The sequence below is a fragment of the Pseudomonas sp. AC193 genome (genome assembly GCF_979258075.1).
The window spans coordinates 5955099-5967893 of sequence record NZ_OZ409832.1 but is presented as its reverse complement, the minus strand read 5'-3'; the positions used below and the strand labels follow the sequence as shown (position 1 = coordinate 5967893).

Annotated in this window: 11 protein-coding genes and 1 pseudogene; 3 read left to right on the top strand and 9 right to left on the bottom strand. The window is 60.3% G+C overall.

Annotation, left to right across the window (positions count from 1 at the left end):
* Window positions 1-90: 90 nt before the first annotated feature.
* The 3 genes from creC to rloA2 all read right to left on the bottom strand — a co-directional run bounded on the left by creC (window position 91) and on the right by rloA2 (window position 2765).
* Window positions 91-1509 (bottom strand): two-component system sensor histidine kinase CreC, encoded by a 1419-nt coding sequence (gene creC / locus ACZZ0D_RS26785; RefSeq protein ID WP_463554681.1) that lies wholly within the window; start codon window positions 1507-1509, stop codon window positions 91-93.
* Window positions 1509-2189, bottom strand: coding sequence for a two-component system response regulator CreB (creB, locus tag ACZZ0D_RS26780; RefSeq protein WP_463554680.1), 681 nt, complete (start codon window positions 2187-2189; stop codon window positions 1509-1511). Before creB ends, creC begins: the two co-directional genes overlap by 1 nt.
* A 72-nt stretch (window positions 2190-2261) precedes the next feature.
* Window positions 2262-2765 carry a retropepsin-like aspartic peptidase RloA2 gene (rloA2, locus tag ACZZ0D_RS26775; RefSeq protein WP_053124525.1) on the bottom strand — a complete coding sequence of 168 codons (504 nt, stop codon included), beginning with the start codon at window positions 2763-2765 and terminating at the stop codon, window positions 2262-2264.
* A gap of 282 nt (window positions 2766-3047) precedes the next feature.
* Between rloA2 and ACZZ0D_RS26770 the strand changes: the two genes are divergently transcribed.
* Window positions 3048-3935: an acyltransferase gene (locus tag ACZZ0D_RS26770; protein WP_212550104.1), complete on the top strand. Its 888-nt coding sequence runs from the start codon at window positions 3048-3050 to the stop codon at window positions 3933-3935.
* A gap of 1 nt (window position 3936) precedes the next feature.
* Here ACZZ0D_RS26770 and ACZZ0D_RS26765 read toward each other — a convergent pair whose 3' ends face one another.
* Entirely contained in the window at window positions 3937-4494 is a 558-nt protein-coding gene (locus ACZZ0D_RS26765; protein ID WP_212545026.1) for a DUF2780 domain-containing protein, read from the bottom strand.
* 148 nt (window positions 4495-4642) lie between these two features.
* Between ACZZ0D_RS26765 and ACZZ0D_RS26760 the strand changes: the two genes are divergently transcribed.
* Window positions 4643-5278 carry a sigma-70 family RNA polymerase sigma factor gene (locus tag ACZZ0D_RS26760; RefSeq protein ID WP_463554679.1) on the top strand — a complete coding sequence of 212 codons (636 nt, stop codon included), beginning with the start codon at window positions 4643-4645 and terminating at the stop codon, window positions 5276-5278.
* Complete coding sequence (locus tag ACZZ0D_RS26755) at window positions 5275-5949, top strand: anti-sigma factor (RefSeq protein ID WP_463554678.1); 675 nt, start codon at window positions 5275-5277, stop codon at window positions 5947-5949. The genes ACZZ0D_RS26760 and ACZZ0D_RS26755 overlap by 4 nt, the downstream gene beginning before the upstream one ends.
* 254 nt (window positions 5950-6203) lie before the next feature.
* Here the strand turns inward: ACZZ0D_RS26755 and fdhA are convergent.
* The 5 genes and pseudogenes from fdhA to ACZZ0D_RS26730 form a co-directional block, all read right to left on the bottom strand.
* A pseudogene (gene fdhA, locus ACZZ0D_RS26750) lies at window positions 6204-7403 on the bottom strand (formaldehyde dehydrogenase, glutathione-independent).
* 206 nt (window positions 7404-7609) lie between these two features.
* The gene (gene purU, locus ACZZ0D_RS26745; RefSeq protein ID WP_008086918.1) at window positions 7610-8467 is read right to left on the bottom strand and encodes a formyltetrahydrofolate deformylase; all 858 of its coding nucleotides are present in this window, start codon (window positions 8465-8467) and stop codon (window positions 7610-7612) included.
* 217 nt (window positions 8468-8684) lie between these two features.
* Entirely contained in the window at window positions 8685-9317 is a 633-nt protein-coding gene (locus ACZZ0D_RS26740) for a sarcosine oxidase subunit gamma (RefSeq protein ID WP_053124537.1), read from the bottom strand.
* A gap of 123 nt (window positions 9318-9440) precedes the next feature.
* Window positions 9441-12458 carry a sarcosine oxidase subunit alpha gene (locus ACZZ0D_RS26735; RefSeq protein ID WP_463554677.1) on the bottom strand — a complete coding sequence of 1006 codons (3018 nt, stop codon included), beginning with the start codon at window positions 12456-12458 and terminating at the stop codon, window positions 9441-9443.
* Window positions 12455-12784, bottom strand: a complete 330-nt coding sequence (locus tag ACZZ0D_RS26730; RefSeq protein ID WP_007913119.1) for a sarcosine oxidase subunit delta — start codon at window positions 12782-12784, stop codon at window positions 12455-12457. Before ACZZ0D_RS26730 ends, ACZZ0D_RS26735 begins: the two co-directional genes overlap by 4 nt.
* Window positions 12785-12795: the final 11 nt, after the last annotated feature.

The window sequence follows — 12795 nt, the reverse complement described above, 5'->3', positions numbered from 1 at the left end:
GAAAGATCAAAAGATCGCAGCCTTCGGCAGCTCCTACGGATATACCCAATACGTGTAGGAGCTGCCGAAGGCTGCGATCTTTTGGCAATTTCAGGACAGGCGCAATATCACTTCCACACCATTTTCGACATTGCGAATCAGCATTGAACCACCATGCAACTTCACCACTTCTTCAACAAAATTAAGCCCAAGCCCCGTGCTCTTGCGGCCACTGTCCGGGCGCGGCAGCGAGTAAAAACGCTCGGTCAATCGCGGCAGCGCGTAACCGGGAATCGCCGCTGTTACATTGAACAAACGAAATTCAATCTGCTCACCAACCCGCTCGGCACTGAAACGCAAAAGCCCCTGCTTCGGGGTGAAATCCAGCGCATTCTCCAACAGATTAGCCAGCGCCTGACGCAACAGAAACGGCTCGCCCATCAGCAACAGATCCGCCGCAATCGTCTGCTCGATTCGCAACTGCTTGCCTTCAATTCGCGCTGCCTGGGCTTGCAACAACTCATCCACCAACACCGCCAACGGCACCGCCACCCGCTCTTCCAGGCCTTGCCGTTGTTCGACCTGCGCCAGGTTCAACAGCCGCTCGATCAACTGCTGCATCCGCGCACTTTCGCTGTCGATGTTGCCGACAAAACGCAGGCGCTGAATCGGCGGCATATCCCCTTGCAGCAATTCCGCCGCGCCACGAATCGCCGCCAGCGGACTTTTCAGTTCATGGGTCAACGTATGCACGTAACGCTCGACGTAGGCCTTGCCTTCCAGTTGCGTGCGCATCTGTTCCACGGCAGTGGCGAGCTGCTCCAGTTCGCCACCGCGATAGTGCGGCACTTCCACGCGGCGCCCTTCGCTCACGGCTTGGGCATAACCGGTCAAGCGGTGCAGCGCGCGACTCAGCCACCACGACAGCAGCGCGCCAAACAACAGGCCGAGGCCGATCAAACCGGCGCCGTAAAACAGCAAACGTCGCTCGGTGCGATCAACGTAAGGCTGCAATGAGCTGTTGGGTTTGGCCACGGTGACCACGCCGATGATCTTGCCGTTATCGCGGATCGGCGCGCCGACATGCATCACCGACGAGCTCGCGTCGTTCGGATCGCTGCGGGTCGAACGTGCGCCGTATTCACCGCGCAAAGTCAGGTAGACGTCGTTCCAGCGCGAGTAATCCTGACCCACCGCAACGCCGCTGGAATCGAGCACAACGATGCCTTTGGCGTCGGTCACATAGATACGGTGATTGACCTGATTTTTCGGCAAGCCCCAGATCGTCGCTTGCGGCTGGCGATCACCATAAGCGCGGAGCAATTCGGGCCAGCGATTTTCGCTGAGGGTGCCGGCCTTGAAATCGTCACGAAGTATTTCCGCCATCAAGTTCGCGGTATCAACGAGGGTTTCTTCGGTGGACTGGCGCACGCCGGGGCGAATTTCTTCCATCACCGTGTTGAGCACGAAATAACCGGTCAGGCCGATAAACAGCACGTACACCAGAAAAATCCGCAGCCCCAATGACATCAGCTGTGCCCCGGGCTGTAGCTGTAACCGAGGCCGCGATGGGTCTGGATCGGTTCAGCGTCGGCGCGCACCAGCCGCAGTTTGGCGCGCACGCTTTTGATATGGCTGTCGATGCTGCGTTCGTAACCGGCATCGGCCGCGACGCCCAGCGCATCGAGCAATTGTTCGCGGCTGAACACGCGTTCGGGTTGTTCGAGCAGGCATTGCAGCAGACGGAATTCGTGGCGGGTCAGGCTTAACGTCTGGCCGCGATAGATGATTTGTACGCGTTCGGGGTCGATACGAAACAGCGCCGAGGTGGCTTCAATCGGCGGGCGCGGCGCCATGCGTTTGAGGATGGCTTTGACCCGTGCCGCCACTTCCCGAGGGCTGAACGGCTTGACCACATAGTCGTCGGCGCCGATCTCCAGCCCGACCACGCGATCAATCTCGGCATCGCGAGCGCTGAGGAACAGCACCGGCACTTCGCTGAAACGCCGCAGCTGTTTGCAGGTTTCGAAGCCGCTGATGTCCGGCAGGCCGATGTCCAGGATGATCAGATCGGCTGGCGTCTGCCGCTGATGTTCCAGCGCTGCCGCGCCAAGGCTCAGCCACGTGGTGGCGAACCCCTCGCCTTGCAGGGCGAAAATCAGCGTGTCGGCAATCGCCGCTTCGTCTTCGACAATCAGGATATGAGGCATGGCATCCGAGCCCGTGGTTGAGTGCGCGAACGGTGCCCCAAGCCTGACGTCACGTCAATGAGACCACTTGGCTCAGCAGTCAGGTTTGTCAGCCGTGAAGCGACGTGCCGGGTTTACCGCAGCGCCAAATTCACGCAAGGCTTTGGCACCGATCAGCAACGGGTAATTGAAGTTGCTGCGGTCGGTCAGGTTGACCTCAACGGTACGCTTGACGTCGCCCAGGCACAGCTCCAGATCGACCACCGGACGTTTGGCGACTTCGGTGCTTTCACCCTCGTCCTCTTCATCCGAACGGCTCTTGATCTTGCTGATCCGTGCGACTTTGTGTTCGTAGACTTTGTTGCTGGCGTCTTTGGTGCCGAGGCGGAAACGCACCCAGTCTTCGCCGTCGCGGGTGAAGGTCTCGATGTCCTTGGCCGACAGCGAGGCGGTCAGCGCGCCGGTGTCCATCTTGGCCTTGAGCACTTCACCGCCGATTTCCGGCAGCGCGATGTATTCGTAGCGGCCGTACAGGGTCGGCTCGGCGGCCATGACCGGCAGGGCGACGAGGGCAAACAGTGCAAGGAGGGATTTCACGTAAGGGGCTTCCTTGGAAAATGAGGGCGGCAGACGCGAGATTTTAGACACCCGGTAAGTAATTCGTTCGTCATGAAATCGCTTTCGCGAGCAGGCTCGCTCCCACAGGGGGATGCATTCCAAAATGTGGGAGCGGGCTTGCTCGCGAAGGGGCCAGTTCATTCAATACAACTTCTGAGCAAAGCATACCCGGCCAAAAGTGAAACATTCGTCAGCGCCGATTTGGCCTGCCGCGCGAAGCTGCTTATCATGACGCGCCCAACCCACGTCATAGAGTTGCTTATGCGCCGCCTGCTCACCGGCTGTTTCGTCACCCTGCTGCTGTTGCTCAACACCCTGATCCTGATCGGGCCGTTGCTGGTGTTTGCCCTGCTAAAACTGGTCGCGCCGGGCCGCTGGCGCGACTACGCGTCGGGGGCGGTAATGTGGATTGCCGAGACCTGGGCCGAAATCGACAAGCTGATTTTCCGCCTGTGCATTCCCACCGAATGGGACATTCGCGGCGGCGAAGGTTTGCGCGGCGACACGTCTTATCTGGTGATCAGCAACCACCAATCGTGGGTCGACATTCCGGCGCTGATCCAGACACTGAACCGGCGCACGCCGTTCTTCAAATTCTTCCTCAAGAAAGAACTGATCTGGGTACCGTTTCTGGGTCTGGCGTGGTGGGCGCTGGATTACCCGTTCATGAAGCGCTACACCAAGGCGTTTCTGGCGAAGAACCCGGAGCTGGCGGGCAAGGATCTGGAAATCACCAAACAGGCCTGCGAGCTGTTCAAGCGTCAGCCGGTAACCGTGGTGAATTATCTGGAAGGCACGCGCTACACGGCGGCGAAAAGTACCGAACAGCAATCACCGTTCAACCACTTGCTCAAGCCCAAGGCGGGCGGCGTGGCGTTTGTGTTGGCGGCGATGGGTGAACAGCTGGATGCCATCCTCGATGTGACGGTGGTTTATCCACAGGCACGGATTCCAGGATTCTGGGATTTGATCAGCGGCAACGTGCCGAGAGTCATCATCGACATCAAGACCCGCGAACTCGACCCGGCGCTGTGGCAGGGCGATTACGAAAATGATCCGGCGTTTCGCCAGACCGTCCAGAGCTGGGTCAACCAGCTCTGGAACGAGAAGGATCAGCGCATCGCCGAACTGCGCGACGAGCGGCGCTGACTCAGCTACCGGTGCCAACGCCCCAGATGCTGCCCAGGCTGGTCAGCAACGAACCGCCAACGCCTTGGTCACCCAAGTACTTGAGCAGCACCGGGGCAAACTGGCCGACCATGCCGCTGTCCATGCCCAACGCACCAAAGGCGTTGTTCAGGTCATTGGTGTCCTTGACGTTACCCAAGGCATTTTCCAGACCGGCGGATTTGCCGGACTGACCCAGCAACCCGCTCAACGCTGCCAGGTTGCCGCTACCGCCCGACAGCTTGTCGATGCCCGGCACTTCTTTGGCCAACTGCGAATAATCAGTGCTGCTCAATTGGTTCTTGGCCAGACCCAACATGGCGCTGGTGCCGCCGACGGCTTGTTGTGGCGTAACCCCCAGACCGGTGACGGCTTGCAGCAAACCGGCCGTTTCCGAGGTCGGCGCTGCGGCAGTGGCAGCGTTGCCGCCCTGCATGCTGGCAGCGGCCTTGGTGACGTCGTCCAGACTGAAACCGGCGAACGCCGGGCTCGCCGCCAGGGTCATGAGTGATGCCAAGGCAAAACCGCGTGAAATCTTCATTCAGACATCCTCTTGCGCTGTGAAAACTACCCGTCAATGGGCAGCGAAACTGCCGGTTTGACCGAGGATACGCCGGCATGTTCCGGTGCAGAGCATCCATTTTCCCCCGTCTCACGTATATGAATCGTGAAACCCTGGAATTGTCGCGATGAATGGCACAACCGCTGTCGCTGAACTAGCCTGTGAACAGCCCGAGTCTAGCCCTCGTCGCCCATCCATTGCCTGGAGAGTCGTTATTTCCGCCGCCGAGACCGATCAGCTAAGGCAGCTGTTGGCCCAGTGTTCACTGGGTGATCGGCGCGCCTTCGACACCTTGTACCGCAGCGTCGGCCCGCGCCTGCACGGCGTGGCCCTGCGTTTCATGGGTCGCCCGGATCTGGCCGAAGAAGTGTTGCAGGAAGCCTTCGTACGGATCTGGAACAACGCCTCGCGCTACGAATCGCATCTCTCGGCGCCGATGACCTGGATGATCAACATCACCCGCAATCAGGCCATCGACCAGTTGCGCAAACACCGCGACCGGCCGCTGACCGACCTCGAACAGGACGCCCTGCAGGACGAAAGCCCCTCGGCCCACGATCAATTGAGCAGCGCCCGTGAGGCTCACGCCCTCAACCGTTGCCTGGAAACCCTCGAAGGCATGCAGCGCCAATCGATCACCGTCGCCTACTTTCACGGCTTGTCCTGCTCGGAACTCGCCGAACATTTGGCCGCGCCGCTGGGCTCGGTGAAATCGTGGATCCGCCGAGGCATGGAACGCCTGCGCCGGTGCCTTGAATCATGAACTACCAGACCCCTGCCCTGCGCCGCGCGCTCGCAGCCGATTACGCGATTGGTCTGATGTCAGCGCCTGCGCGGCGACGCTTTGAGCAGCTGCTGCTGGACGACGCGGCGTTGCGAGCGGAAGTGGCGCAATGGCAGGAAACGCTGGTGAGCCTTACCGAATTCCTGCCGGAACATCCGGTGCCCGATCGCGTGTGGCAAGGCATTACCGCGCGCATCGAACCGCAAGTGCTGCATGTGCCGGAGAAGCGTCCGTTCTGGAATTGGCTGCGCGTTATGGCGGCAGTCTGTTCAATTGTTGTGCTGGTGTTCCTCGGCTCGCTGTACAACCGTGATGATGCTCGCTACACCGCGACGCTGTTGACGGCCAGTGCGCAACCGGCGCTGAAGGTCGAGGCGCATGAGGATTATTTGCTGGTCGAGCCGCTGACGCTGGCGGCGGTTGATGCGGATCGCAGTCTGGAACTGTGGGCGATTCCGGCGGATGGCAAACCGATTTCGCTGGGGGTGATTCCGGCGGGGGGTAAAGGCAAGGTTGAGTTGAGCGAGGCGCAGAAGGTTTTGATCGGACAGCCGATTGCGTTGGCGGTGAGTCTGGAGCCTAAGGGTGGTTCGCCGACCGGGCAGCCGACTGGGCCGGTGTTGTATCAAGGGGCGTTGGCAGAGTTGTAAAGCAAAGCCCCTCACCCTAGCCCTCTCCCGGAGGGAGAGGGGACTGACTGTGAAATATTGATGCAATACGCCGACCTGCCAGTGCTGTACTGAATCCATAATCGACTCGATCTCTCCGGTCGATGCATAACCCCAGACACCCCGGTCGGCCCCCTCTCCCTCCGGGAGAGGGCTGGGGTGAGGGTAACTTCTGACCTTGCCTTCCAACAAAAAACGGCGACCTTGAGGTCGCCGTTTTGAATTGCGCTTAAGCACTACGCCGCACTGAACAACTTATGCGGATCAATCACAAACTTCTTCGGCACGCCCGCATCGAACTCGCCGTACCCTTCCGGCGCCTGATCCAGACTGATCACCTGCACACCCACCACTTCGGCAATGTTGATGCGATCCCACATGATCGCTTGCATCAGTTGGCGGTTGTACTTCATCACTGGGGTCTGGCCAGTGTGGAAGCTGTGCGACTTGGCCCAGCCCAGACCGAAGCGGATGCTCAGGCTGCCCATTTTCGCGGCGGCGTCGACGGCACCCGGATCTTCGGTGACGTACAGGCCGGGAATACCGATCTTGCCGGCAACACGCACCACGCCCATCAGCGAGTTGAGCACGGTGGCCGGGGCTTCCGATTTCGCGCCGTCATGGCCGTGACCGCGTGCTTCGAAACCGACGCAGTCCACCGCGCAATCCACTTCCGGCTCGCCGAGCAGCGCGGCGATTTGTTCGTGCAGCGGCGCGTCTTTCGACAGGTCGACGATTTCAAAACCTTGCGCTTTGGCGTGGGCCAAACGGATGGTGTTGACGTCGCCGATGATCACCACCGCAGCACCGAGCAGACGTGCAGAAGCGGCAGCGGCCAGACCGACCGGGCCAGCGCCGGCGATGTAAACGGTGCTGCCCGGGCCGACGCCGGCAGTGACCGCGCCGTGATAACCGGTTGGGAGAATGTCGGAGAGGCAGGTCAAGTCGCGGATTTTCTCCATGGCCTTGTCGCGATCCGGCAGTTTCAGCAGGTTGAAGTCGGCGTACGGCACCAGCACGTATTCGGCCTGGCCGCCGGCTCAGTCGCCCATGTCGACGTAACCGTAAGCGCCGCCGGCACGGGCCGGGTTAACGGTCAGGCAGACGCCGGTGTGTTGCTCTTTGCAGGAACGGCAGCGCCCGCAAGCAACGTTGAACGGCACGGAGACCAGATCACCGATTTTCAGGTTTTCGACGTCGGAGCCTTTTTCGATCACCTCGCCGGTAATCTCGTGGCCCAGCACCAGACCGGTCTGCGCCGTGGTACGGCCGCGCACCATGTGTTGGTCGGAGCCGCAGATGTTGGTGGAAACCACTTTGAGAATGACCCCGTGCTCGATCTTGCGACCGCGCGGGCCCTGCATTTTCGGATAGTCGATTTTCTGTACTTCGACCTTGCCAGCGCCGAGATACACCACACCACGATTGCCAGACATGCTTTCACCTCGCTGTTGTTTTTATGGAACCGCGTTGCCCAGGCAGGCAGCGCGTTAAGTGCTCGGGTTATTGCTTGTTGGTTTTGCGTTGTCAGTTATGGCCTCTTCGCGAGCAAGCCCGCTCCCACAGGGGATTTGGGTTGAAACAAAGATCTCTGTCACACCTGAGATCAAACTGTGGGAGCGGGCTTGCTCGCGAAAGCGATCTAGAGAACAACCGTGCGATTGGCGTTGAGAAACACCCTCCGCTCAATGTGGTACCCCACTGCCCGCGCCAAGGTCAGGCCTTCAATATCGCGCCCCTTGGCGATCAGATCCTCGGGGTAATGACTGTGATCCACCGCCTCGACACCCTGGGCAATGATCGGCCCTTCATCCAGATCGTTATTGATGTAATGCGCCGTCGCGCCGACCAGTTTCACGCCTTTGTTATAGGCCTGGTGATACGGTTTGGCGCCCTTGAAACCCGGCAGCAGCGAGTGATGAATATTGATCGCTTTACCATCGAGCTTGCGGCACAACTCCGGCGACAGCACCTGCATGTAGCGGGCGAGGATCACCAGTTCAGCGCCGGATTCTTCGATCACCTGCCACACCTGACGCTCCTGCGACGGCTTGTCGTTGGGGTCGAGGGGGAAATGGTAGTAGGGAATCTGGTGCCAGTCGGCCAGCGGTTTCAAATCCGGATGGTTGGAGACCACCGCCGCTACGTCCATCGACAATTGGCCGATGCGCTGGCGGTAGAGCAAGTCGTTAAGGCAGTGATCGGCCTTGGAAACCATGATCACCACTTTTGGCCGGTAGTTCGGCGCGGTCAGCTCGAAGATCATGCCGAAGGCCTGGCCACGTTCGGCTAAGCCGGCGCGGAAGGATTGCTCGTCGAAGCCGTCAGGCTGGCGGAATTCCACGCGAATGAAAAAACGCCCGGAGAGGCGGTCATCGAACGAGTGGTGCTCGGTGACGTAGCAACCCTGCTCGAACAGAAAACGCGTGACCGCGTCCACGGTGCCGAGGACGCTGGGGCAGTCGGCGGTCAGAATCCATGTGTCTGGGGCGCGGCTCATGGTGCGGTGACTCCTGTTCTTATGCGGGGTGTCAGGTTTTTCCCTCACCCTAGCCCTCTCCCAGAGGGAGAGGGGACTGACCGAGGTGTTCTTTCGAGCTACGCCGACCTGAAAATATGAAGGTGACTGCAGATCGCAAAAACACCCGAGATCGGCTCCCTTTCCCCCTCTCCCCCCTGGGGGAGAGGGCTGGGGTGAGGGGGTGGCTCTTGATCTATCAGGCCTGAACGCTCAACCCGTACTCAGCCGAAGCATCCTGCAACCACAACCACCAGTAATCCGAAAAACTGCGACGAATCAGCAATTCCCAAGTGTCCTCAGCCGTATGCCGAATCATCAGCTGCGACTTGGCGAACACCGTGCCCACCGCTTTACCCACCGGGAAGTTATTCGGATGCACGTCATAACTGGTCGACTTCATCAGCACCTGACGCACGTTCGGCCCGCTCAGTTCGAGCACTTGCTGGCCGCCGCTGACGTTGACGATCGCAACGTGCAAATCGCCCAGCGCTTCACGCAGTTTCTGTTCGGCGGCGAACTCTTCACCGCTCGGGACGATCAGCAGCCACTCGTCCGGGCCCATCCATTGCAGGCTGGTTTCGCCTTTGACGATGACGCTCAGCGCGCCGGGCAGTTCGATGCCCAGGGCCTTGTGGACACCGGCGGCGAATGCGGCATCGTGACCATCTCCACGGATGGTCAGGTGACCGAGGAGTTTCTTTTCACGCACGATTACGCCGGCGTTTTTGCGGCCCTTGCCGACCAGGCTGGCGAGGTCGGCATGGTGCAGCGACGACTCGGCCTTGGCCCCGGTGGTCGGGCGTTGTTGGTACACATTGGCTGTGGTCATAAAGCACCTTTGCTGAATTCTGTGATGAATCTACTGACGCCTTCGCGAGCAAGCCCGCTCCCACATTTGGAATGCATTCCCCTGTGGGAGCGGGCTTGCTCGCGAAGGCCGCGACTCGGTCTGTCAGATGTTCTGGCGATCCCCCTTCGGATCGAAGAACACCGAAGAAACGATTTCCGCCTCGATCACGCTGCCATCGGCCAGCGGTGCAAACACCCGCTCACCGAGACGCTTCAGACCGCCCTTGACCACACCCATGGCAAACGAATAACCGAGGGAGTTGTGCGCGTAGCTGGAAGTCACGTGGCCAACCATGGTCATAGGGATCACCTGCTTGGTGTTGAACACTAACTGCGCACCTTCCGGCAACCACACGTTCGGATCGATCGGCTTCAGACCGACCAGTTGCTTACGCTGATCTTTCACGCAGTCTTCACGGTTCATCCCACGCTGGCCGATCCACGAGAACGGTTTGGTGCGACCGACACACCAGCCCATGTTCAAGTCGTCCGGGGTCATCGAACCGTCAGTGTCCTGACCAACGATGATGAAACCCTTCTCGGCACGCAGAACGTGCATGGTTTCAGTGCCGTACGGCGTCAGGTTGTACTGCTTGCCGGCCTCGACAATTTTCTCCAACACGCCCATCGAGTAGTCGGCCTGCACGTTGACTTCGTACGACAGTTCACCGGTGAACGAGATGCGGAAGACCCGCGCCGGCACGCCGCCGACCAGACCTTCCTTCCAGGTCATGAACGGGAACGCTTCGTTGCTCAGATCAATGTCGGTCACGGCGCTGAGCAGCTGGCGGCTATTCGGCCCGGACAGGGTCATGGTCGCCCAGTGGTCGGTGACGGAGGTGAAGTAAACCTTCATGTCCGGCCATTCGGTCTGGTGGTAAAGCTCCAGCCACTGCAGCACGCGAGCCGCGCCGCCAGTGGTGGTGGTCATGACGAAATGGTTGTCGGCCAGGCACGCCGTGACACCGTCGTCGAAGACCATGCCGTCTTCTTTGCACATCAAACCGTAGCGAGCCTTGCCCACGTCGAGCTTGGTCCAGGCGTTGGTGTACACGCGGTTAAGAAACTCGCGGGCATCCGGACCCTGGATGTCGATCTTGCCGAGGGTCGAGGCGTCGAGCAGGCCGACGCTGTCGCGCACGGCTTTGCATTCGCGCTTCACGGCGGTGTGCAGGTCTTCACCGTTTTTCGGGAAGTACCATGGGCGTTTCCACTGACCGACGTCTTCAAACTCTGCGCCATTTTTCACATGCCAGGCATGCAGCGCGGTGTGACGCACCGGTTCGAAGATGTGCCCACAGTGACGACCGGCCACGGCGCCGAAAGTTACCGGCGTGTAGTTCGGGCGGAACATCGTGGTGCCCATCTGCGGGATGGTCACGTTCAGCGAACGGGCCGCGATGGCCAGACCGTTGACGTTGCCGAGCTTGCCCTGATCGGTGCCGAAGCCCAGCGCGGTGTAGCGTTTGACGTGTTCGACCGACTCGAAACCTTCACGAGTTGCCAGCTCAATAGCAGCAGCGGTGACGTCGTTCTGCAGGTCGACGAATTGCTTCGGCGCCCGTGCGGTGTTCTTTTCATGTGGCACCTGAAACAGCGCCAGCGTCGGTTCTTCATGACGGCTGAGGGCTTTCGGCAAGGTGCCTTCAACCGCGGCGAAACCGGCTTCACTGGCAGCGCGCACGCCACCTTCAAAACCGTCAGCGAGGGAATCGCCGAGACCGTAAACGCCGTTGATGCCACCGACGCACACGCGTTTCTGCGGTGCTTCGCCCGGTACGAAACCGAGGATGTCTTCACGCCAGGTCGGCTTGCCACCGAGGTGCGAAGCCAGGTGGACGACAGGGCTGTAACCGCCGGAACTGGCTACCACATCGCAATCAAGCCATTCGCCCGGACTGGTCACGGCGTGGGCTTTGACATCAATCGCGGCAACACGAGCAGCGGTAACACGCTTGCTCCCACGGGCTTCAATCACGGCGCTGCCAGTGAGAATCCGAATGCCTTTGGCACGCGCCTCTTCCACCAGCGCACCACGCGGATTGCTGCGCGCATCGGCGATGGCGACCACTTGCAGACTGGCATCGAGCCAATCCAAAGCAACGCGATAGGCGTGATCGTTGTTGGTCGACAGCACCAGTTTCTTGCCCGGTGCCACGCCATAACGGCGCACGTAAGTCGACACCGCACCGGCAAGCATGTTGCCCGGCACATCGTTGTTGCCGTAAACCAGCGGACGCTCGCAAGCACCGGTCGCCAGCACGACACGCTTGGCGCGAACCCGGTGAATACGCTGACGCACCTGACCAATCGGCGCACGGTCACCGAGGTGATCGGTAAGGCGTTCGTGAATGGTCAGGAAGTTGTGGTCGTGGTAACCGTTGACCGTGGCGCGCGGCAACAGCAGCACGTCCGGAGTGTTCTTCAATTCGGTGATGACGCTGGCGACCCATTCCATCGCCGGTTTGCCGTCGAGGCTTTCACGCGAGTCGAGCAGGCTGCCGCCGAACTCTTCCTGCTCATCGGCAAGAATCACTCGGGCACCGCTGCGCGCAGCGGCCAAGGCAGCGGCGAGACCGGCCGGGCCAGCGCCGACGATCAGCACGTCGCAGTGCTGGTTCATGTAGTCGTAAGTGTCCGGATCGACTTCGGTCGGCGAGCGGCCAAGACCGGCAGCCTTGCGAATGTACTTCTCGTAGGTCATCCAGAACGATTGCGGGTACATGAAGGTTTTGTAGTAGAAACCCGGCGGCATCAGCTTGCCGCCGACCTTGCCGAGAATGCCCATCATGTCGTTGTTGACGCTCGGCCAGCCGTTGGTGCTGGTCGCGACCAGACCTTGATACAGCGCCTGTTGCGTGGCGCGCACGTTGGGGATCTGCGTAGCTTCGGTCGCGCCGATCTGCAACACCGCGTTCGGCTCTTCGGCACCGGCAGCAAAGATGCCGCGAGGACGCGAATACTTGAAGCTGCGGCCAATGATGTCGACGCCGTTGGCGATCAGCGCGGCGGCCAGCGAGTCACCCTCGAAGCCCTTGTAGCTCTGACCGTTGAAGGTGAAGCTCAGCACTTTGTTGCGGTCGATCCGTCCACCGTTGGACAGGCGATTGGTCTGGCTCATACCTTCTCTCCCAGCGCCGTCGTGGCTGTTTTCGCCGAATCAGCCTTGTCGGTGAATTGCGGCTTGGTGCCGATCTTGTAGGTTTCGAGAATCTCGTAGGTCACGGTGTCGCGGGTGACGTTGAAGTACTGGCGGCAACCGGCGACGTGATCCCACAACTCGTGGTGCAGACCGCGCGGGTTGTCGCGGAAGAACATGTAGTCGCCCCACTCCTCGTCGGTGCAGGCGCCTGGATCCAGTGGACGCGGAATGTGCGCCTGGCCGGATGCGTGGAATTCCTCTTCGGAGCGCAGTTCGCCGCAGTGAGGACAGAAGATATGCAACATGGGGATTTCTC

Excerpts from the sequence above, each read along its gene's own strand:
- creC (WP_463554681.1), bottom strand. The coding sequence starts at position 1,509 with ATGTCATTGGGGCTGCGGATTTTTCTGGTGTACGTGCTGTTTATCGGC.
- creB (WP_463554680.1), bottom strand. The coding sequence starts at position 2,189 with ATGCCTCATATCCTGATTGTCGAAGACGAAGCGGCGATTGCCGACACG.
- ACZZ0D_RS26770 (WP_212550104.1), top strand. The coding sequence starts at position 3,048 with ATGCGCCGCCTGCTCACCGGCTGTTTCGTCACCCTGCTGCTGTTGCTC.
- ACZZ0D_RS26765 (WP_212545026.1), bottom strand. The coding sequence starts at position 4,494 with ATGAAGATTTCACGCGGTTTTGCCTTGGCATCACTCATGACCCTGGCG.
- ACZZ0D_RS26760 (WP_463554679.1), top strand. The coding sequence starts at position 4,643 with ATGAATGGCACAACCGCTGTCGCTGAACTAGCCTGTGAACAGCCCGAG.
- ACZZ0D_RS26755 (WP_463554678.1), top strand. The coding sequence starts at position 5,275 with ATGAACTACCAGACCCCTGCCCTGCGCCGCGCGCTCGCAGCCGATTAC.
- purU (WP_008086918.1), bottom strand. The coding sequence starts at position 8,467 with ATGAGCCGCGCCCCAGACACATGGATTCTGACCGCCGACTGCCCCAGC.
- ACZZ0D_RS26740 (WP_053124537.1), bottom strand. The coding sequence starts at position 9,317 with ATGACCACAGCCAATGTGTACCAACAACGCCCGACCACCGGGGCCAAG.
- ACZZ0D_RS26735 (WP_463554677.1), bottom strand. The coding sequence starts at position 12,458 with ATGAGCCAGACCAATCGCCTGTCCAACGGTGGACGGATCGACCGCAAC.
- ACZZ0D_RS26730 (WP_007913119.1), bottom strand. The coding sequence starts at position 12,784 with ATGTTGCATATCTTCTGTCCTCACTGCGGCGAACTGCGCTCCGAAGAG.